The sequence below is a fragment of the Mesorhizobium sp. CNPSo 4688 genome (assembly GCF_057784295.1).
In genome coordinates, this window is the sequence record NZ_JBWLUY010000001.1 from 512,889 (window position 1) to 532,517 (window position 19,629).

Genomic DNA, 19,629 nt, shown 5'->3' on the forward strand with positions numbered 1-19,629 from the left:
AGATCAAGGGTCAACACGGGCCGTTCGTCCACTCCAGCACTAGGCTTGATACCTCACCACAGCAAAACGGCGCCCAAGGGGCGCCGTTCCATAAAAAGGTTGGGCCAGATGCCATGTCAGGCGCTGACATTGCCCTTCTTTTCCTTCTGCTCGGAATAGATGTAGAGCGGCCGGGCGCTGCCGGTCACCACTTCTTCCGAAATCACCACTTCGCGGACGCCTTCCAGCGCGGGCAGTTCGAACATGGTGTCGAGCAGGATCGCTTCCATGATCGAGCGCAGGCCGCGGGCGCCTGTCTTGCGCTCGATGGCGCGCTTGGCGATCGCCGACAGCGCATTCTCGTGGAAGGTCAGGTCGACACTCTCCATCTCGAACAGCCGCTGATACTGCTTGACCAGCGCGTTCTTCGGCTCGGTCAGGATCTGGATCAGCGCCGGCTCGTCGAGGTCTTCCAGCGTTGCCAGGACCGGCAGACGGCCGACAAACTCGGGAATGAGGCCGAACTTCAGGAGATCCTCAGGCTCGACCAGGCGGAAGACGTCGCCAGTGCGACGATCCTCTGGCGAAGCGACGATGGCGCCGAAGCCGATCGAGGTCTTCCTGCCGCGATCCGAGATGATCTTGTCCAGCCCGGCGAAGGCGCCGCCGCAGATGAACAGGATGTTGGCGGTGTCGACCTGCAGGAACTCCTGCTGCGGATGCTTCCTGCCACCCTGCGGCGGCACGGAGGCGACCGTGCCTTCCATGATCTTCAACAGCGCCTGCTGCACGCCCTCGCCCGACACGTCGCGGGTGATAGAGGGATTGTCGGACTTGCGCGAAATCTTGTCGATTTCGTCGATGTAGACGATGCCGCGCTGGGCGCGCTCGACATTGTAGTCGGCCGACTGCAAGAGCTTCAGGATGATGTTTTCGACGTCCTCACCGACATAACCGGCTTCGGTCAGGGTCGTGGCGTCGGCCATGGTGAAGGGCACGTCGATGATACGGGCCAGGGTCTGGGCCAGCAGCGTCTTGCCGCAGCCGGTCGGGCCGATCAGCAAGATGTTGGACTTCGCCAGCTCGACATCGTTGTTCTTGCCGGCATGCGCCAAGCGCTTGTAGTGATTGTGCACGGCCACCGACAGCACGCGCTTGGCGTAGGGCTGGCCGATGACATAGTCGTCGAGGACCTTGAGGATCTCCTGCGGTGTCGGCACGCCCTCGCGCGACTTCACCATTGAGGTCTTGTTCTCCTCGCGGATGATGTCCATGCAGAGCTCGACGCACTCGTCGCAGATGAACACCGTCGGGCCGGCGATCAGCTTGCGCACCTCGTGCTGGCTTTTGCCGCAAAACGAGCAATAAAGCGTGTTCTTGGAATCACCGCTGTTGTTGCCGACCTTGCTCATTTTCCTATCCTTTCATCGCCGCCCGCCGATGGTCTGGCTGAAACGGCGCATATTCTATCTATCGCGGGAATTCGCCGCCGCCAGTGTCCCGGCTCCCGCAACGCAATCCGTACGAAACACAAATCAGAAAACGTAGCAATGATTCGCGACAACCCCACCCAAAGCTAAGCCGTCGAAAATCAACATAGCATTAACGTAGGCAATCCCATCCGCCGAGGGAACAGCCAATTGTGGCCGAAATGCCGCAAATCCCAGCAAAAGCGTGTTATCCCGCCATCCAACTGCCATGCAGCCTTATGCGGCGACGCCTTCGACCGGCTCGCGCGACGAAATGACCTTGTCGATGAGGCCGAAATCCCTGGCTTCGTCGGCGGTCATGAAATGGTCGCGGTCAAGCGTTTTTTCGATCTCTTCGTAGCTCTTGCCGGTGTGCTTGACATAGACCTCGTTGAGGCGGCGCTTCAGCTTGATGATGTCCTGGGCGTGGCGCTCGATGTCGGAAGCCTGGCCCTGGAAGCCGCCGGAAGGCTGATGCACCATGATGCGGGCATTCGGCGTGGCAAAACGCATGTCCTTGTGGCCGGCGGTCAGAAGCAGCGAGCCCATCGACGCCGCCTGGCCGATGCACAGCGTCGACACCGCCGGCTTGATGAACTGCATGGTGTCGTAGATCGCCATGCCCGAGGTCACCACGCCACCCGGCGAGTTGATGTAGAGGTTGATCTCTTTCTTCGGGTTCTCGGCCTCGAGGAACAAAAGCTGTGCACAAACCAGCGTCGCCATGCCGTCTTCGACCGGGCCGGTGATGAAAATGATGCGCTCTTTCAGCAGGCGCGAGAAAATGTCGTAGGCCCGCTCACCACGATTGGTCTGCTCGACCACCATCGGAACGAGGTTCATGTAGGTTTCGACGGGGTTCTTCATGGACTATCCCTTTTTGGAGATGGGATTCCGGCGCCGGGAATATTAGCAATCGGGCAGAATCGGTTCTGGACGGTTAGGATGTAAATAGGATGCCGGCTCACCCTAGCGCAAGGCCGCCTTCTCCTAGCCATCTGGTTAAGTCGAATCAAGGTTTCCGCGCAAGGGGAAGTCAAGACGCGGCTGGCCGCGCTTTCGGTGTAGCAATTCCTTAACCGCATCGCTTAACGAAATGCGGCGAAACCGCTTTCCCCGGGAGAACCATACCCTACAATTCAACGTTGAACTTGCGTTTTCGCGTTCAAACAGGGGGAGTGCCATGATCAGGAAAACAGCTTCCTTGGCCATTTCCGGCCTTGCCGGTCTCGGCATGGTGTCCGAAGCGGTCGCCGGCGGCCGCGCCGTCGAATGCTACGAGCCGGTGCACAGGCCGGCGCTCTATGACACGGTCTATGAAGACGTCATGGTCAGCCCCGGCGGGCAGCTGGTCGACTACGACCCGCCGATCTATGGCACGATGGAGCGCGTCGAGCAGATCGCGCCGCCCCGCGTCACCTATGAGGTCATGCCGGCCATCACTCGCACGGTCTACCACACGGTCAAGGTCGACGATGGCGGCTATGCCTGGGAATGGCGCGTCATCCACGGACGCCGGGTGCTGTGCAAGGTCTGGCGCAAGGCCCGCTATGCACGTGTCGCCGAAACGGTAGAGATTGAACCCGCGCGTACCCGCCGGGTCGTGCTGCCGGCCGAATATGAGAGCGTCGCGCATGAAGTGCTGGTGCGCCCCGAGCGGCGGCACATCACTGAGATTGCGCCGTCATACCAGCGGGTGGCGCGCCGGGTGGTGGTGCAGGAAGGTTCGACCAGTTGGCGCCGCGTGCATATTGCGCGCCATTGCCAGGATTAGAGTTCGGCACGTCGTCGAGGGCCGTCCCGGCTGGCTCAATCCATAGGCCCGTCGGTGGCCAACATACGGTCTGGCACCAAGCTGGCAAGCCGCGCTAATGGTCTGGCATGACCAAATCCATGCCGCCCTACCTCGCCTTTGACCCAGCCGCGCGCCGCCTGCGGCTCGACCCGCACGAGCCGGCGTTTTTCCAGAACCCTTATGACGCCTACGCCTTCCTGCATGGCGCATCGAACACCTTTTTCTGGGAAGAATTCGGCTTCTGGTGTTTTGGCGGCTTCGACGACGTCAACAGGCTGCTGCGCGACCGCCGTTTCGGCCGCCAGAACCCGGCCGGCATTCCCGACAGCCGCGGTATCGGCGAGGATCGTTCGCATCTCGCCGCCTTCGACGGCATCGAGGTGAATTCGATGCTGGAGCTGGAGCCGCCGGTGCACACCAGGCTGCGGACGCTGGTCAACCGCGCCTTCGTCTCGCGGCAGGTCGAGCGGCTGCGGCCGCGCGTGGAAGCACTGGCCAATGAGCTTATCGACCGGTTCGAACCGGACCAAGTCGATCTGCTGCCTGCCTTCGCCGCCCCCTTGCCGATCACCATCATTGCCGAAATGCTCGGCGTGCCGGTCGAGATGGGGCCGCAACTGCTCGACTGGTCGCACCAGATGGTGGCGATGTACATGCACGGCCGCACCCGCGAGACAGAGGAGACGGCCAATCGCGCCGCGCACGATTTTTCCGACTTTTTGCGCGGCTACGTCACCGAGCGGCGCAAAAAGCCCGGCGACGATCTGTTGTCGTTGCTGATCGCGGCGCAGGAAGACGGCCAGAAGCTGTCGGAAGACGAATTGGTCTCGTCCGCCATCCTTTTGCTCAATGCCGGCCACGAGGCAACGGTCCACCAGACCGGCAACGCCGTGCGCACGCTGTTGGCACAAGGCGGGGACCCCGGCCGCTTCTTCACCTCGCCGGAGGCGACCGCGGCCACGGTCGAGGAATGCCTGCGCTTCGACGCGCCGCTGCATATGTTCACCCGCTATGCCTATCAGGAGATCGAGGTAACATCAGGGGTTGTCGTACAACCGGGCGAGACAATCGGCCTGCTGCTCGGGATGGCCAATCATGACCCGCTTGCCTTTGCCGAACCTGGCGTCTTCCGACCCGGCCGCGCCGACCAGAAGAACGTCTCGTTCGGCGCCGGCATTCATTTCTGCATCGGCGCGCCGCTGGCGCGGCTGGAATTGCAGGTGTCGCTGAAAACGCTGTTCGAGCGGCAGCCGCAACTCCATCTTGCGGAGGAGCCGCGCTTCCGCGACACTTACCACTTCCATGGGCTGGAAAGGCTCGCCGTCGGGTTCTGACGCGAGGCCGGGGTGCTAAAATGAAACTGTTTTCGACCCGGGCGATAGCGTTCGCTCTCGTCTTGCTGTGCGCCTGCATCGCAGCCGCGTCTGCCCGACGGCAAACCGACGACATACAGTGGCAAAACAGCATGGCCATTGCCAAGAAAATGGCGGTCGGCCTGCTTGACCGCCAAACCAGTTCCAAAGGTATGGCACTGACGTCCTTCGCCATGGACGTCGACCTCAATCTCGATGGTTTTCCCGAAATCTTCGCCTATCGTTATCAACCGGGTTGCGACGGCACGACATGCGGCAATTTCCTGTTCGTGCTGGAAGGCGACAGCTACCGCGAGGTGCTGGGCGACATACCGGGCGCCCGGCTGGTGCCGCAGGACAAGATCAGCCTTAGCATTTTCAAGCGAAATCGCTATTTCGATATCCAGTCCGATCAGTTGACGATCGGCTGGAACGGCGATCGCTATGTCGACATCTCGACGCTGCCGGCCACATCGCTGAACGGCGACACCTTCATGGCCGCCTGCCGGAAATCGAGGACCAGTGAGCCGCCGGAGGAGGGCGAAGCCGAACGTGCGGCAAGCGATTGCCAATGCCAGCTCAACCGATTCCAGGCGGTGGGCTTCTCGCAGGCTGATCTCGACCTCTATGTAGCGTCGCTCGGCACGGACTTCGTCTATCCCAGCGGCGACAAGGAGGCCGCCTGGCAAACGCTTTCAGGCAATGCCTCCGACGTCGCAATCGGCTGCGAGGTCGCCAGCGGCAGCAGCCAATGGCCGCAGGCCTATATGAACCATGGCGACCAGCCGCCGCAAAAGCTCGACTTCGACGCCTTTCTCGACGCCTGCCCGGCCAAGGATTTCATCCTGACCAACCGCAAGATCGGCACGCCGGACCGGGCGCTCGGCCTCTGCGGCTGCCTTGCCCGCGAAATGCCGACACAAGGGATAACGCAGGCGGGGCTCGACCTGGTGACGCGCTATTACCGCGACGAAATATCGGACAGCGATGCCGAGGCCGAGGAGGCGCTGGCGATGCACGACAAGGCGTCGGAAGCCTGCCTCACTTTGTTTCCGAAGTAGTCCTTCAGAGCTTGATCACATACTCCTTGCGAGTCGTTTCAAGCACTTCCCAGCTGCCCTTGAAGCCCGGCCTGAGCACAAAGCTGTCGCCGGCACGCACCGTGCGCGCCTCGCCACCGTCCTCGGCAACCACGGAGACGCCGGACAGGATGTGGCAGAACTCCCATTCGTCATAGACGATGCGCCACTTGCCGGGCGTCGCTTCCCAGATACCGGCGTAGAGGCCGCCGTCGCGCTCCTCGACATTCCAGGTGCGGAATTTCGGATCGCCCGCAATCAGGCGATCCGGCGCGGGTGCGCCATGCTCGACGTCGACGCTGTCGACGCCGACGGACAGGAATTTTGGCTCGGCCATGATCAAACCTTGGCCAGGGCCTGTTCCAGATCGGCGACGATGTCGTTGACATCCTCAATGCCGATGGAAAGCCGGACGGTGTCAGGCCCAGCACCGGCCTTGACCTTCTGCTCGTCGGAAAGCTGGCGGTGCGTGGTCGAGGCCGGATGGATGACCAGCGACTTGGTATCGCCGACATTGGCCAGATGCGAGAACAGTTCCAGCGCCTCGACGAATTTGACGCCAGCCTCGTAGCCGCCCTTCAGGCCGAAGGTGAAGACAGCGCCGGCGCCGAGCGGCGAGTATTTCTTCTGCAGCGCATTGTTCTTGTCGCTGGGCAGGCCGGGATAGTTCACCCAGGCGACCTTGGGGTGGTTGGACAGCCAGCCAGCGACGGTGACGGCATTGTCGCAATGGCGCTGCATCCGGAGCGGCAGGGTTTCCAGGCCGGTGAGGATCAGGAAGGCGTTGAACGGCGAGATCGCCGGGCCGAGGTCGCGCAGGCCGAGCACGCGCGCGGCGATGGCGAAGGCGAAATTGCCGAAGGTTTCGTGCAGCACGAGGCCGCCATATTCGGGGCGCGGCTCCGACAGCATCGGGTACTTGCCCGATTTCGACCAGTCGAACGTGCCGCCGTCGACAATGGCGCCGCCGATCGAATTGCCGTGGCCGCCGATGAATTTGGTCAGCGAATGGACGACAATGTCGGCGCCATGCTCGATCGGCCGCACCAGATAGGGCGAGGCCAGCGTGTTGTCGACGATCAGCGGCAGGCCGTGTTTGCGGGCAATGTCGCCGATCTTCTCGATGTCGACGAAGACCCCGCCCGGATTGGCCAGGCTCTCGATGAAGATCGCCTTGGTCTTGTCGTCGATCTGGCTCTCGAAGGTCGAGATGTCGTTGGTGTCGGCCCAGCGCACCTCCCAGCCATAATTCTTGAAGGCGTGGCCGAACTGGTTGATCGAGCCGCCGTAAAGCCTTGTCGCGGCAACGAAATTGTCACCGGGCCGCATGAGATTGTGGAACACGATCACCTGCGCCGCATGGCCGGAAGCGACGGCAAGTGCGGCCGTGCCGCCTTCAAGCGCCGCGATCCGCTCCTCCAGCACCGCCTGGGTGGGGTTCATGATGCGGGTGTAGATGTTGCCGAAAGCCTTCAGCCCGAACAACGAGGCGGCGTGGTCGGCATCGTCGAAGACGAAGGAGGTCGTCTGGTAGATCGGCGTGGCGCGCGCTCCCGTCGCCGGGTCGGGCTTGGCGCCGGCATGGACGGCGAGCGTGTTAAAACCGGGCGTACGGGTCATCGAAACCTCCCTCTCCTGAACCTGCTGAAAATCGCCGGGCATTCTTGGCGAAGCGCGGGCGCGAATGCAAAGAAGAAAATACCTTTCGGCAAGCGATCTACGATGAACGCGCGAGGAACTTCATCGTTTCCCGGAATAATTTTGCTCGCCTGGGAACCGAGCGTGGCTTTCGGAACCGCGGTCTATTTCTGGCGCACGCCGAAACTCTGGAATCCCGACCGCATCAGCGGCTTCTTGGACGACAGGACACCGGAGTTGACGCCGGTCCAACCGATCTCGCCCGACAGCTTGCCATATTCGATCTTGGGGCAGCGGTTCATCACGACCTTCATTCCCGCCGCCTCGGCACGCGCAGCCGCCTCGTCATGGCGCACGCCAAGCTGCATCCAGATCACTTTCGGCAAGGGATCGAGCTTCAGCACCTCATCGACAATGCCGGGCACCGCTGCCGAGGCACGAAAAATGTCGACCATGTCGACCGGTTCAGGGAGATCGGCAATGCTGGCATAGGTCATGCGGCCGAGGATTTCCTTGCCGGCCTGTCCCGGATTGATCGGGAACACCGAAAAGCCCTTGGCCAGCAGATATTTCAGCACGAAAAAGCTCGGCCTGACGTCGTTGGCTGACGCGCCGACCATGGCGATGGTCTTCACCGAATTGAGGATGCCGCCGATATAGGCATTGTCGTAGGTATCGTGGTTCATCCGACAATCGCCTTCCTGCGGTAGTGATAGCGGTAGAGTTCTCGGGCAAACCCAAGCGAGGCATAGAGCGCGCGGCCCGGCGCGTTGTCGGCGACGACCTGCAGGCAGGCCGCCGAGGCCCCTGCCCGCCGCGCCCAGCCGATCAGGCCGCCAACCGTCTTGCGGCCGAGGCCTTGCTGCCGGAAACGGCCGTCGGTTTCAACCGACTCCACCACAAGCAGCCCATCGCGGATGACGCCATAGGCCAAGGCGGCAATTTCGCTGTCACGCTCGCAGGACACGAACGCCTTGTCGCCAATGATCAGCCCAGGCATCTCGCGAAAAACGCGGCGATCAGTGTCGTCATAAGCGCCCATGCCGAACCGCGCGGCGAACCAGTCCTCGCTGGGCGTTGGCGAAACGCTGACGTGCTCGTCGCTGATATCAGCCAGCTCGTCGATCCCGCCGTAGAGATGGATGGTTCCGCCTTCGAGATCATAGCCTTGACGGTCGAGGAGCGTGTCCATCTCTGCAGCGATGCCGGGAACCCGAAACAGCGGGGTCTGGCCATGGCTGATGTAGAACGCCTCGGCCGTGGCAAGCACGCTCTCAGGTGCGCCGCGTCTGCCGCGCAAGGGATTGACCGAGTTGCTGCGCCGGGTCCGGCCGCCCGAACGCCTGAGCAGCCAGCCGTCGACGACGGTTTCCACGGCTGCCGGCCAGGCTTCGCGACAAGCCTGTTCGCTCTGCCAGTTGAGGTCGTCGTCGCTCATCGTCATTCGTCGTCTTCCCGCAGCGCCTCTTCCATAAACGCCTGCGGGTCGGTGCAGAAGTCGCGCAACATGCGAAAATGATCGGTGTCGCTGAAGTCGGTCGGATCGAGGCCGAAGCGGCTGATGCGAAACAGCCGCGCGCCGGGACAAGCCATCAGCAGCGGCGAATGCGTGGCCATGATCACTTGCGCCGTGCCCGACTGGTCCATGCGCCGCAGCATTTTCAGCAGCTCGATCTGCCGCGACGGTGAAAGCGCGCTTTCGGGCTCGTCGAGGATGTAGATGCCTTGCCGGCGGCAGCGCTCCTCGAAAAAGCGGATGAAGCCCTCGCCGTGCGACCACGACAAAAAGTCCGGCGGCGGCGGTCCGAACGGATCTTCCAGCGCCGCCTGGTCCAGATCGCGGGCGACCGAGTAAAAAGATTCGGCGCGAAAGAACCAGCCAGCGGTGACCTTTGGCAGCCAGTGGCCGCGAAAGGTGTTTGCCAGCGCGGCGCCGCTCTTGTCGATAGCGATGGAATGATCAACCGGCCTGTAGCCCTTGCCGCCGCCGGCTTCGTCATAACCGGCCAAAGCGCCGATAGCCTCCAGCAGCGTCGATTTTCCGGTGCCGTTCTCGCCGACAATGATGGTGATCGGCGTGGTGAATTCGAGCTCGAATTCGTGGCCGCGAAATAGCGGCAGGTTCCAGGGATACTTTTCCCAGTCAGCCACGCGCTCGGGGTCGAGCAGGATGCGCTTGAGATAAGGCGCCTTCAGCCGCGTCAGTTGCTTGCGATAGGCCATGCGGACCGATCAGTCCGGCAGCGAGATGGTGCCGTCATCCGCGATCGGAAAGGCAGGATTGTGCGCGACTTCCCAGACATGGCCGTCGGCATCTGCGAAATAGCCGTACCAGCCGCCCCAGAAGGCGCGCCCTGCCGGCTTGACGATCCTGCCACCGGCTTTTTCCGCCATGGCGAGCACCTCGTCGACTTCGGCGTCGGAGCGAGTGTTGTAGGCGAGGTAGACTGCCGACGGCGCCCTGGCGAAGGTGACGCCTGAATCTTCTTCGGCGCTTTGGCGTGGAAACAGGCCGAGAATGCCGCCCCCCATCTGGAAGAAAGCGACACCGTCGGTGATGCCAGCGTGACGCTTCAGGCCCATCGCCTCGTAGAAGCGCACGGCTCGCTCGAGATCGTCGGTGGCGATGGTGATTATCGAGATGCGCGGTTCCATGTTTTAGTCGTCCGTCCATTCCGGCTTGCGCTTGCCGATGAAAGCGCCGATGCCTTCTTCCGCATCGCGTGCCAGCATGTTCTCGACCATGACGCGGCCTGTATAGGCATAGGCGTCGGCCAAGCCCATTTCGGCCTGCGCGTAGAAGGCTTCCTTGCCGGTCTTGACCACCAAAGATGATTTGGAAGCAATGGTTTGCGCGTATTTGGTGACGATCTGATTCAGGTATTCGCGCGGCACCACGCGGTTGACTAGGCCGAACTCCTTGGCGGTTGCCGCATCGATGGTCTCGCCGGTCAGAAGCATCTCCATGGCGTGCTTGCGCGAGACATTGCGCGACAGCGCCACCATCGGCGTCGAGCAGAACAGGCCGATATTGACGCCCGGCGTGCAGAACGTCGCTTCATGCGAGGCGATGGCGAGGTCGCAGCTGGCGACCAGTTGCAGCCCGGCGGCGGTGGCCAAACCATCGACCTCGGCGATTATCGGCAGCGGATGGCGCACGATCGCCTGCATCAAGGCAGCACAAGCCGAAAATGTCTGCTCGAAGAACGCCCTGCCCTTGTCCGGGTCGGCTCGGCGCGCGGTCATTTCCTTGAGGTCATGGCCTGCGCAGAACACTTTTCCGGACGCCGCCAGGACGACGACGCGGACGGATTTGTTGGTTTTGGCGTGCTCGAGTTCGGCGCTTAGCGCCGCCATGACGGACAGCGACAAGGCATTGGCAGGCGGATTGGCGAGCGTCAGGCGCAGCACGCCCTTGTCCAGCCTGGCGATGACCGGACCTTCGGGCGGCTTGATGGCGACGATTTCGGCCATGGGCCGCTTCTCCCCAGTCGAGTTGGATGACTACAATCTAGTATGCGATCTCCGATCGTCCAACACCCTGAAACCGATGCTGGCACAAGCGACGCACCGATCTGACGCCATCGGCGACGGTTGCAACAGGCACCGGACCGCGTTCATACAGGCACAGGTGCCAAGGGGAAACCGATATGCCCGCCCAGGACAATCTCAAACCGGTGCTGACGGCGCCTGAAGTCAATGCGCTGATGGCAAGCGTCTATCCGCAGCTCAACGACGAATTCACCTTCTATGAGGCGCTCGACGTGTTCCCGGGCGGCTGCACGGTGCGGCTCAATGCCGACGAGCGGCATTTGCGGCCCGGCGGCACGGTGTCCGGCCCTTCGCTGTTCACGCTGGCCGACATTGGCGGCTATGTCTGCGTGCTCAGTCACGCCGGACCGGATGCCCTATCGGTGACCACCAACCTCAACATCAACTTTGTCCGCAAGGCCGAGGCGGGGCCGATCGACGGGCATTGCCGCATCCTGAAGCTGGGCAAGAGCCTGATGGTGTTTGACATCGACATCGTTGCCGGACCAGACCGACACACGGTGGCGCATGCAACGGGCACCTATTCGATCCCGCCGAAGCGGGCCAGCGATGTGGTAAAATAATACCTTTTTACCAAGCCATTGTTTTTATTTATCTTTACGCGCTCGCGCGCTTTTCCTGTGCCTTGACGCGCAAAGTCCCCTCGCCTATAAGCCCACCCGAAGCAGCGGCCCGCAAAGGCCGCCGTTTTGTTATTGGCGGCGGGTACGTGCCTTGCCACCAATCCAAGCAACAAGAAACGCCTTCTCCATCATTTGGAGTAGGTCCAAACCGAAAGCAGAAATCCATGGCAACCTTTTCGCAGAAGCCTGCGGATGTGGTGAAGAAGTGGGTGCTGATCGACGCCGAGGGTCTCGTCGTCGGCCGTCTCGCCACTGTCATCGCCAATCATCTTCGCGGCAAGCACAAGCCCACCTTCACCCCGCATGTCGACGACGGCGACAATGTCATCGTCATCAATGCCGACAAGGTGGTGTTCACCGGCAAGAAGTTCACCGACAAGGTCTATTACTGGCACACCGGTCACCCCGGCGGCATCAAGGAGCGCACCGCGCGCCAGCTGCTCGAGGGCCGTTTCCCCGAGCGTGTCGTTGAGAAGGCCGTCGAACGCATGATCCCGCGCGGGCCCCTCGGCCGCCGCCAGATGAAGAACCTCCGCGTCTATGCAGGCACGGAACATCCGCATGTCGCCCAGCAGCCCGTCACCCTCGACGTGGCCAAGCTGAACGCCAAGAACAAGAAGGTTGCATAAGATGGCTGAGCTTTCCTCGCTCGCAGAATTGGGCGCCGCCACCGGCAACACCAACACCCAGCCGGCAGCACCCGTCCATGTCCAGAAGCTCGACAAGTCGGGCCGCGCCTATGCCACCGGCAAGCGCAAGAACGCCATTGCGCGCGTCTGGGTGAAGCCGGGTTCCGGCAAGATCGTCGTCAACGACAAGGAATTCGCGACCTATTTCGCGCGTCCGGTCCTGCAGATGATCCTCAACCAGCCGATCATCGCTTCCAACCGCGCCGGCCAGTACGACATCGTCGCCACTGTCGTCGGCGGCGGCCTGTCCGGCCAGGCGGGTGCGGTTCGTCACGGCATCTCCAAGGCGCTGACCTACTACGAGCCGGCACTGCGCGCCGTGCTCAAGAAGGGCGGCTTCCTGACCCGCGACAGCCGCGTCGTCGAGCGCAAGAAGTACGGCAAGGCGAAGGCCCGCCGCTCCTTCCAGTTCTCGAAGCGCTAAGCGCTACAGATATCGAAAAGGCCGCCTTTGGGCGGCCTTTTTGTTTGGGTCTCGGCAGTCACCCCACCCGCGCCTTCGGCGCGACCTCCCCATCGAGGGGAGGTACGGGGTCGCGGCAGCTCATTCGACGAGCATGCAACAGGTACGGCGGCCCCCCAGGATATAAGGGCGCGGCGCCCTACCTCCCCTCGATGGGGAGGTCGGCGCGAAGCGCCGGGCGGGGTGATGGCGCCGAGTGTCGTTCATCCGGCAGCAGTCTCAGAACTTGCCGGCCTTGACGAAATCGATAAACGCCCGCAGCGGCGCCGGCACCAGGCGCCGTCCCGGATAATAGAGAAACGGTCCGGAAAAGCTCTGCCACCACGGTTCGAGGACGGGCTCGAGGGCGCCGCTCTCGAAGTGAGGGCGAAGCCAGCCCTCGAAGAGAGCGACGATGCCGCTGCCGGCAATCGCCGCATGGACGGCAAGATCGCTCGCGCCGCCGATCCGCACGATCAACGGCCCCGTCGTGTCGACCCGCACCACCTCGCCGTCGCGCTCAAACTCCCATGGCAGCATTGCACCGCTGGCAAAGCGGCCGCGCAGGCAGGAGTGGCCAAGCAGGTCGCTCGGGTGCTGCGGCCGCCCATGGCGATCGAGATAGGCAGGACTGGCGGCTGTGGCGAAATGCTGGACGCGCGGACCGATCGGCACCGCGATCATGTCCTGCTCCAGCCGCTCGTCATAGCGGATGCCGGCGTCACAGCCGGCCGCCAGCACGTCGACAAAGTTCTCATCGGCGATCACCTCCAGCCGGATACCGGGATAGGCGGCGAGGAAGCCCGGAATGATATCAGGCAATATCAGCCGCGCGGCGCTGACCGGCACATTGAGGCGCAGCGAACCGGCCGGCCTGTCGCGAAAGCCATTGACCACGTCAAGCGCCGCCTCCACCTCCGACAGCGCCGGGCCAAGTCGTCCCAAGAGGCTGAGGCCGGCCTCGGTCGGAACAACGCTGCGCGTCGTGCGGTTGAACAGCCTGACGCCGAGTTGCGTCTCCAGACGGCGCACCGCCTCGCTCAAGCCCGACGCGCTGCCGCCGCTCGCACGAGCCCCTTCGCGAAAACCGCCGGCACGCGCCACCGCCACGAAGGCGTTCAGATCGCCAAGGTCCATCATTGTTCGCCAATCCGCACAAGCTGTGCGGATTGTACCTGATTATCCCGAGGTTGAGCAGCGCCTATCTTCGCCTCCTCAAAGGAGATCGAGCATGTCCACCATCCAAAAGTCCGGCACATTCACCCTCGGCAGCCACACCGTGAAGCGGCTCGGCTATGGCGCCATGCAGCTTGCCGGCCCCCACGTTTTCGGTCCGCCGAAGGATCGGGACGCGGCCATTGCGGTGCTGCGCGAAGCGGTGGCGTCCGGGGTCAACCACATCGACACCAGCGACTATTACGGCCCGTATGTCACCAACCAGCTGATCCGCGAAGCGCTGTTCCCCTATCCTGAAGATCTCGTCATCGTCACGAAGATCGGCGCGCGGCGCGGCAGCGATGCCTCCTGGCTGCCTGCCAATTCGGCCAAGGAACTTGAGCAAGCCGTGCACGACAATCTCAAGAACCTCGGACTTGAGGTTCTGGACGTCGTCAATTTGCGCATCATGTTCGGGACGATGGGGCCGTCCGAGGGCTCGATCGAAGGGCAGCTGACGGTGCTTGCCGAGCTGCAACGCAAAGGCCTGGTGCGCCATATCGGCCTGAGCAACGTCACCCGCGCGCAGGTCGAGGAAGGCCGTGGGATCGCCGAGATCGTCTGCGTGCAGAACATGTACAATCTGGCGCACCGGGATGATGACGGAATGATCGACGAATTGGCACGCGCCGGTATCGCCTACACGCCGTTCTTCCCGCTGGGCGGTTTCAGCCCGCTGCAGTCGTCGACCTTGTCGGATGTGGCGGCGCGCCTTCGCGCCACGCCGATGCAGGTAGCGCTGGCGTGGCTGCTCAAGCGCTCACCGAACATCCTGCTGATCCCGGGGACATCGTCGGTCGGGCATTTGAGGGAAAACCTCGCGGCGGCTGAGTTGGAGCTGTCGGAAGATGTTATGGCCGAGCTGGATGGGGTGGCGAAGGCGGCGTAACCCTTTGCGGGCTGCGCTATCACCCCACCCGCGCCTGCGGCGCGACCTCCCCATCGAGGGGAGGTAGGAGGTCGCGCCTGATTCCAGCGCTCAGCCAGTTCTGAAGGGCACAACTGTCGGAATGCAAGGCGCCAACGCCCTACCTCCCCTTGATGGGGAGGTCGGCGCGTAGCGCCGGGTGGGGTGCAGCGCCGGCGTTGAATTTCTAATTGATACTCGCCGTGTTCGCCGGCTCGGCCGGCTTTGCCTCATCCGCATAAGGCACGCGAAACCCATTCGCCGCCAGCCAGCCAATCGCAACCTTCGGCTCATCGGTCTGGATGATGGTGGCGCCGCGTTCGGCCCAGAAACCGTAGGTCTCGGCCGGCAGGCTGGCCGCGACCGCCAGTTCGTCGCCGCGGCCGCCGGAGAGGAAGCCGCCCGGTTTGTTGACGATGGCGTAGGTGTCGGCCCAGATGTGCCAGCCGCCGCGCACCGACACCGCCCGCATACGCGTGCTGAACAGCGGGCCGCCGGTCTCAGTCAGCGTCTCCGCCCCCGCCCGCCAGTTGATCAGCTCAATGGCGCCGGGCGCAAAAGCCTTGCCGACCTGCTCGGCAAAGGCGGCGTCATGCACCGCGTCATCGGCGATGATCGGCATGAACTGGAAGCCGCCGCCGGCAGCATCAAGCGCCGCCTTGACGGTGTCGATACGCTGCTGGTTCCACAGGTTCTCCTTGACGATCACCTGCTCAGTCATGCCGAGGTCGCGGGCAACGGCGATCATACCCGGCAGCGCCTGGACGTCGAGCTTGTTGTCGAGATTGATCAGGATGCGATCCCTGGTCGCCAGCAGCATTTCGCGCAGCGTCGACACTGTTTCATTGGTCACGGCACCGGTGCCTTCGACTACCAGCCTGCAGTGTCTGAGCTCGGCCAGCGTGTAGTTGACCACCTCGCCCTTGCAAGTCGTGGTGCGGTCGAGCCAGCTGTCATGCATGACGACGAATTCGTCGTCCTTCGAGCGCCTGATGTCGACCTCGACGATCTCGGCGCCGATGGCGATCGCGCCTTCGACGGCAGCGAGCGAATTTTCGGCATAGAGCGTCTTGCCGGCCTGCATGCTGCCGGCGCGGTGCGCGGCGACCATGACATGGTCGCGCCACTGGTTGGCGTGCTCGAAGCGGTCGAGGATTTGCCTGGCGCGGGTTTCGCCTGCCTGGGCCTCGCCGGTGAAGGCGGCAAGTGCTGCGCAAAACAGAAGGCAGATGGTCCGCATCGAGAATCGCTCCTTGCCGGATCGACCCGGGGATAGGCGACGTCAGTGACAGGCCGGTGAACGAAGCCGGCTAGTGGATTGTCGCGCCGCTGCAACAAAGTCGTGCTGAAACCATGCCAGCAGCGCGCCAGAGCAGGATCGAGAAGGGCCTTGCGCCTTGGCGACAAAATCCTGTGTCGGCCCGGGAGAGCGCCACGTCGTTTCGCCAAGCTGTGACTGGCATCTTGCGTGCCGGTTCTGTAGTTGTGGCAGCCCGATGAACAAAGAGGACCCGTAATGGCGAACCAGACCATCGACAACGCCTTCACCGCCCGCTCCAAGACGGGGGCATCCTTCGAGCCGACCTATGCCGGCGCGCTGTCGTTCATGCGGCGCAAATACACCAAGGATGTAAAGGGCGCGGACGCGGTCGTATGGGGCATTCCCTTCGACGCCGCGGTCACCAACCGGCCGGGCGCGCGCTTCGGGCCGCAGGCGATCCGCCGCGCTTCGGCGATCCTCGACAACGATCCGCAATATCCGTTCTCGCGCGACCTGTTCGAGCATCTCTCGGTCGTCGACTATGGCGACTGCCTGCTCGATTCGGGCAATCACCAGAAGACGCCCGGCACGATCGAGCGCGAGGCGGCGAAAATCCTGAAATCGGGGGCTTTCCTTTTGTCGCTCGGCGGCGACCATTTCGTCACCTGGCCGCTGCTCAAGGCGCATGCCGCCATCCATGGGCCGCTGGCGCTGGTGCAGTTCGACGCCCACCAGGACACATGGCCGGACGACGGCAAGCGCATCGACCACGGTTCTTTCGTCGGCCGCGCCGTCAATGAAGGCATCATCGATCCCGACCGCTCGATTCAGATCGGCATCCGCACGCACGCCCCCGATACGTTCGGGATCAAGATCCTCTACGGTCACGAGATCGAGGAGATGCGGGCGTCCGACATCGCCTATGCCATTGTCGACCGCACCGGCGGCAGGAAGACCTACCTTACCTTCGACATCGATTGCCTCGACCCGGCCTTTGCGCCCGGCACCGGCACGCCAGTTGCCGGCGGACCGTCCTCGGCGAAAATCCTGTCGACGCTGCGCCAACTCGGCCAGGTCGATATTGTCGGCGCCGACGTCGTCGAGGTTGCGCCGGCCTATGATCACGCCGATATAACGGCGATCGCCGGCTCTATGGTGGCCATGCACTATCTCGGCCTGGTGGCCGAACGTAAGGCGCGGGCCGTAGAGTTGAACAACGGCAACCATGGCGCTGCGAACTACGGCCAAGGCATCTAGGTTTGAATTAGAACGGAATTTGGCAGGACCATGAAACCGAAAATCTTCATCGATGGCGAACACGGCACCACCGGCCTGCAGATCAGGGCGCTGCTGGCCGAGCGCGGCGATCTCGAGATCATCTCGATCCCGACCGAGCGTCGCAAGGAAACGGCGGCGCGCGCCGAATTCCTCAATGCCGCCGATGTCGCCATCCTGTGCCTGCCCGATGCGGCCGCCAAGGAGAGCGTGTCGCTGATTGCCAACGACACCACCAAGGTGATCGACGCCTCGACCGCGCATCGCGTGGCAGAAGGCTGGGAATATGGCTTTGCCGAACTGGACAAGGGTCAGGCCAAAACCATCGCCAATGCCAAGCGCGTCGCCAATCCCGGCTGTTGGCCGCAAGGGCCGATCGCGACGCTGCGGCCGCTGGTGGCGGCGGGCCTCTTGCCGCCGGATTTCCCGGTCACCGTCAATGGCATTTCGGGCTATTCGGGCGGCGGCCGGCCGATGATCGAGGACTATGTCGCCCAGGGCGAGGATGCCTCGGAATTCCTGCCCTATGGGCTGACCTTGCAGCACAAGCATGTGCCGGAGCTCAGGACCTACGCAAAGCTGTCGCATGATCCGATCATGCAGCCGGCGGTCGGCAATTTCGCGCAAGGCATGATCACCGTGGTGCCGCTGCAACTCGGCGGCCTCGACCACGTGCCGACCGGTGCCGAACTGCACGCCGCGATCGCCGACCATTTTGCCGCCATCAAGGGCGGAGTGGTCGAGGTGGCGCCCTATGCGCATATGGAGCGCGTGCCGGAGATCAATCCGGAGGTCTATAACGGCACCAACCGCATGAAGGTCTACGTCTTTGCCAATGACGATAGGGCGCAGGCGCTGCTGATTGCCGTCTATGACAATCTCGGCAAGGGCGCCTCGGGTGCGGCGGTGCAGAACATGGACCTGATGCTCGGCCTTTAGGGCGTTTCGCCCGTTCCGTGGAAACGGCGAAACCGCTCTATCTCCTTGTTTGGAACAATTCCGGACGAAACCGCTCACCCTCTTCTGGAATTGCTCCAATGGACGTGCCTGCATTTCCAAAGCGCTGGAAGGTCAGCGCTCCCGAACTTATTGCAGAGACCTTTTCGAGCCGCATCTGGAAGGTGCGGCGCGAAGACGGCACGCCGGCCAGACAAGAATGCGGTCGACGAGAACCGCGAACTGTCGGTTGCCGAGGCGATCCGGAAGGTGCGGCTCAGCCTCTGACTTCTATCTGGTGCGGCAGCGGATAGGCGCCCTTGGTGCCGCGCCAGTGCGCGGCGGCAAAACCCAGCAGGATAAGTGCGAAGGCCTGATGGGTCAGCGCCATGTGCAGCGGCACCTGCATCAACAGCGTACCGATACCGATCGAGGCCTGGACCAGCACCAGCAGGAACAGCAGCGTCGCGCGCCGCGCGTGTGTCGTTCCCGGCAGCCGCCAGCGTGTCGCGATCATATGCCAGAGTGCGAAGGCGAAGACCGTGTAGGCGCCGAGCCGATGGACGAATTGCACCGTCTTGGGGTTCTCGAAGAAGTTGCGCCACGCCGGTTCGAGCAGCAGCAGGTCGCTGGGGATGATCTTGCCGTCCATCAACGGCCAGGTGTTGTAGCTCAGGCCGGCGTCGAGCCCGGCGACCAGGCCGCCGAGATAGATCTGGATGAGAGCCAGGAGCACGATGAAACCGGCCAATCTTTGCGTCGACCGGTCGGCGGCAGGCTCGGAATGCGGCGCCAGCCCACGCGCGACCACCATGGTGGCGGTGAAGATCAGTGCGGCAAGCGTCAGATGCGTCGCCAACCGGTACTGGCTGACGGAGACGCGGTCGACAAGGCCGGAGGCCACCATCCACCAGCCGATGGCGCCTTGCAGGCCGCCGAGCAGAAGAATGCCGAGCAGCTTTGGCCCAAGGCCGCGCTCGATGCGGCGCGTCGCCCAGAAGACCAGCAGCGGCAGGCCGAAGACCAGGCCGACGCTGCGGGCCAGGATACGGTGCGCCCATTCCCACCAGAAGATCGACTTGAAGGCGTCGAGGCTCATGCCATTGTTGAGCTCGGCATATTGCGGGATTTTTTGGTAGAGCTGAAATTCCTCCTGCCACTCCGCATCGTTGAGCGGCGGTATCACACCGTGGATCGGCTTCCATTCGGTGATCGACAGGCCGGACTCGGTGAGCCTTGTGGCACCGCCGACCAGCACCAGCGCAAACAGCACCAAAAGCACGACATAGAGCCAGCCGCGCACCAGCGCCCGGTTGTTGAGGTCGCGGTCGCGGGCCGTGTAAGGCGCGGTGGCTGAGATAGCGGCCATGGGCTGGTCCCGGCAGATTGACGTGGCGGATTGGTGAACCATCGCAAC

The 19,629-nt window shown here is 63.0% G+C and carries 21 protein-coding genes and 1 pseudogene; 10 read left to right on the plus strand and 12 right to left on the minus strand.

What is annotated here, in order from left to right:
• Nucleotides 1-116: 116 nt before the first annotated feature.
• Together clpX and clpP are read right to left on the minus strand one after the other, a co-directional pair.
• A complete protein-coding gene (clpX, locus tag AC04SH_RS02660; RefSeq protein ID WP_023682305.1) occupies nucleotides 117-1,391 on the minus strand; it encodes an ATP-dependent Clp protease ATP-binding subunit ClpX in 1,275 nt (424 codons plus the stop codon).
• Nucleotides 1,392-1,685: 294 nt separating this feature from the next.
• Nucleotides 1,686-2,315 carry an ATP-dependent Clp endopeptidase proteolytic subunit ClpP gene (clpP, locus tag AC04SH_RS02665; RefSeq protein ID WP_192253416.1) on the minus strand — a complete coding sequence of 210 codons (630 nt, stop codon included), beginning with the start codon at nucleotides 2,313-2,315 and terminating at the stop codon, nucleotides 1,686-1,688.
• A gap of 316 nt (nucleotides 2,316-2,631) precedes the next feature.
• Between clpP and AC04SH_RS02670 the strand changes: the two genes are divergently transcribed.
• From AC04SH_RS02670 to AC04SH_RS02680, 3 genes are all read left to right on the plus strand, one after another.
• Nucleotides 2,632-3,222, plus strand: coding sequence for a hypothetical protein (locus tag AC04SH_RS02670; protein ID WP_488573835.1), 591 nt, complete (start codon nucleotides 2,632-2,634; stop codon nucleotides 3,220-3,222).
• A gap of 107 nt (nucleotides 3,223-3,329) precedes the next feature.
• Nucleotides 3,330-4,577: a cytochrome P450 gene (locus AC04SH_RS02675; RefSeq protein ID WP_488573836.1), complete on the plus strand. Its 1,248-nt coding sequence runs from the start codon at nucleotides 3,330-3,332 to the stop codon at nucleotides 4,575-4,577.
• Between the two features lie 20 nt (nucleotides 4,578-4,597).
• Nucleotides 4,598-5,656 carry a hypothetical protein gene (locus AC04SH_RS02680; RefSeq protein ID WP_488573837.1) on the plus strand — a complete coding sequence of 353 codons (1,059 nt, stop codon included), beginning with the start codon at nucleotides 4,598-4,600 and terminating at the stop codon, nucleotides 5,654-5,656.
• 4 nt (nucleotides 5,657-5,660) lie between these two features.
• Here AC04SH_RS02680 and AC04SH_RS02685 read toward each other — a convergent pair whose 3' ends face one another.
• The 7 genes from AC04SH_RS02685 to AC04SH_RS02715 all read right to left on the minus strand — a co-directional run bounded on the left by AC04SH_RS02685 (nucleotide 5,661) and on the right by AC04SH_RS02715 (nucleotide 10,786).
• Nucleotides 5,661-6,011, minus strand: coding sequence for a cupin domain-containing protein (locus AC04SH_RS02685; RefSeq protein WP_477232813.1), 351 nt, complete (start codon nucleotides 6,009-6,011; stop codon nucleotides 5,661-5,663).
• 2 nt (nucleotides 6,012-6,013) lie between these two features.
• A complete protein-coding gene (locus tag AC04SH_RS02690; RefSeq protein WP_477232814.1) occupies nucleotides 6,014-7,294 on the minus strand; it encodes an O-acetylhomoserine aminocarboxypropyltransferase in 1,281 nt (426 codons plus the stop codon).
• Between the two features lie 182 nt (nucleotides 7,295-7,476).
• Nucleotides 7,477-7,998 carry a CoA-binding protein gene (locus AC04SH_RS02695; protein ID WP_488573838.1) on the minus strand — a complete coding sequence of 174 codons (522 nt, stop codon included), beginning with the start codon at nucleotides 7,996-7,998 and terminating at the stop codon, nucleotides 7,477-7,479.
• A complete protein-coding gene (locus AC04SH_RS02700; protein WP_488573839.1) occupies nucleotides 7,995-8,756 on the minus strand; it encodes a GNAT family N-acetyltransferase in 762 nt (253 codons plus the stop codon). The genes AC04SH_RS02695 and AC04SH_RS02700 overlap by 4 nt, the downstream gene beginning before the upstream one ends.
• Nucleotides 8,753-9,535, minus strand: a complete 783-nt coding sequence (locus tag AC04SH_RS02705) for an AAA family ATPase (protein WP_488573840.1) — start codon at nucleotides 9,533-9,535, stop codon at nucleotides 8,753-8,755. Before AC04SH_RS02705 ends, AC04SH_RS02700 begins: the two co-directional genes overlap by 4 nt.
• A 9-nt stretch (nucleotides 9,536-9,544) precedes the next feature.
• Complete coding sequence (locus AC04SH_RS02710; protein WP_488573841.1) at nucleotides 9,545-9,967, minus strand: VOC family protein; 423 nt, start codon at nucleotides 9,965-9,967, stop codon at nucleotides 9,545-9,547.
• Nucleotides 9,968-9,970: 3 nt separating this feature from the next.
• Entirely contained in the window at nucleotides 9,971-10,786 is an 816-nt protein-coding gene (locus AC04SH_RS02715; protein WP_488573842.1) for an enoyl-CoA hydratase, read from the minus strand.
• 176 nt (nucleotides 10,787-10,962) lie between these two features.
• Here AC04SH_RS02715 and AC04SH_RS02720 point away from each other — a divergent pair, with 176 nt between their 5' ends.
• The 3 genes from AC04SH_RS02720 to rpsI all read left to right on the plus strand — a co-directional run bounded on the left by AC04SH_RS02720 (nucleotide 10,963) and on the right by rpsI (nucleotide 12,600).
• A complete protein-coding gene (locus tag AC04SH_RS02720) occupies nucleotides 10,963-11,427 on the plus strand; it encodes a PaaI family thioesterase (RefSeq protein WP_488573843.1) in 465 nt (154 codons plus the stop codon).
• 224 nt (nucleotides 11,428-11,651) lie between these two features.
• On the plus strand, nucleotides 11,652-12,116 hold the full coding sequence (rplM, locus tag AC04SH_RS02725) for a 50S ribosomal protein L13 (protein WP_192253381.1): 465 nt from the start codon (nucleotides 11,652-11,654) through the stop codon (nucleotides 12,114-12,116).
• 1 nt (nucleotide 12,117) lies between these two features.
• The gene (rpsI, locus tag AC04SH_RS02730) at nucleotides 12,118-12,600 is read left to right on the plus strand and encodes a 30S ribosomal protein S9 (protein WP_027042360.1); all 483 of its coding nucleotides are present in this window, start codon (nucleotides 12,118-12,120) and stop codon (nucleotides 12,598-12,600) included.
• A gap of 258 nt (nucleotides 12,601-12,858) precedes the next feature.
• Here the strand turns inward: rpsI and AC04SH_RS02735 are convergent, their stop codons facing one another.
• Complete coding sequence (locus AC04SH_RS02735) at nucleotides 12,859-13,758, minus strand: LysR family transcriptional regulator (RefSeq protein ID WP_192253378.1); 900 nt, start codon at nucleotides 13,756-13,758, stop codon at nucleotides 12,859-12,861.
• Between the two features lie 91 nt (nucleotides 13,759-13,849).
• On the opposite strand from AC04SH_RS02735, the gene AC04SH_RS02740 reads away from it, so the two are divergent.
• The gene (locus AC04SH_RS02740) at nucleotides 13,850-14,722 is read left to right on the plus strand and encodes an aldo/keto reductase family oxidoreductase (protein ID WP_488573844.1); all 873 of its coding nucleotides are present in this window, start codon (nucleotides 13,850-13,852) and stop codon (nucleotides 14,720-14,722) included.
• Between the two features lie 205 nt (nucleotides 14,723-14,927).
• On the opposite strand, the gene AC04SH_RS02745 is transcribed toward AC04SH_RS02740, so the two are convergent.
• Nucleotides 14,928-15,980 carry a glycerophosphodiester phosphodiesterase family protein gene (locus AC04SH_RS02745; RefSeq protein ID WP_488573845.1) on the minus strand — a complete coding sequence of 351 codons (1,053 nt, stop codon included), beginning with the start codon at nucleotides 15,978-15,980 and terminating at the stop codon, nucleotides 14,928-14,930.
• A 276-nt stretch (nucleotides 15,981-16,256) separates the two neighbouring features.
• Here AC04SH_RS02745 and speB point away from each other — a divergent pair, with 276 nt between their 5' ends.
• From speB to AC04SH_RS02760, 3 genes and pseudogenes are all read left to right on the plus strand, one after another.
• Nucleotides 16,257-17,258: an agmatinase gene (gene speB, locus AC04SH_RS02750; protein WP_477232825.1), complete on the plus strand. Its 1,002-nt coding sequence runs from the start codon at nucleotides 16,257-16,259 to the stop codon at nucleotides 17,256-17,258.
• Between the two features lie 30 nt (nucleotides 17,259-17,288).
• On the plus strand, nucleotides 17,289-18,215 hold the full coding sequence (gene argC, locus AC04SH_RS02755; protein ID WP_488573846.1) for an N-acetyl-gamma-glutamyl-phosphate reductase: 927 nt from the start codon (nucleotides 17,289-17,291) through the stop codon (nucleotides 18,213-18,215).
• A 98-nt stretch (nucleotides 18,216-18,313) separates the two neighbouring features.
• Nucleotides 18,314-18,424: pseudogene (locus AC04SH_RS02760) on the plus strand (3'-kinase); the annotation flags it as partial.
• A gap of 65 nt (nucleotides 18,425-18,489) precedes the next feature.
• Here AC04SH_RS02760 and AC04SH_RS02765 read toward each other — a convergent pair.
• Nucleotides 18,490-19,581, minus strand: coding sequence for a COX15/CtaA family protein (locus AC04SH_RS02765; RefSeq protein ID WP_488573847.1), 1,092 nt, complete (start codon nucleotides 19,579-19,581; stop codon nucleotides 18,490-18,492).
• Between the last annotated feature and the right edge of the window lie 48 nt (nucleotides 19,582-19,629).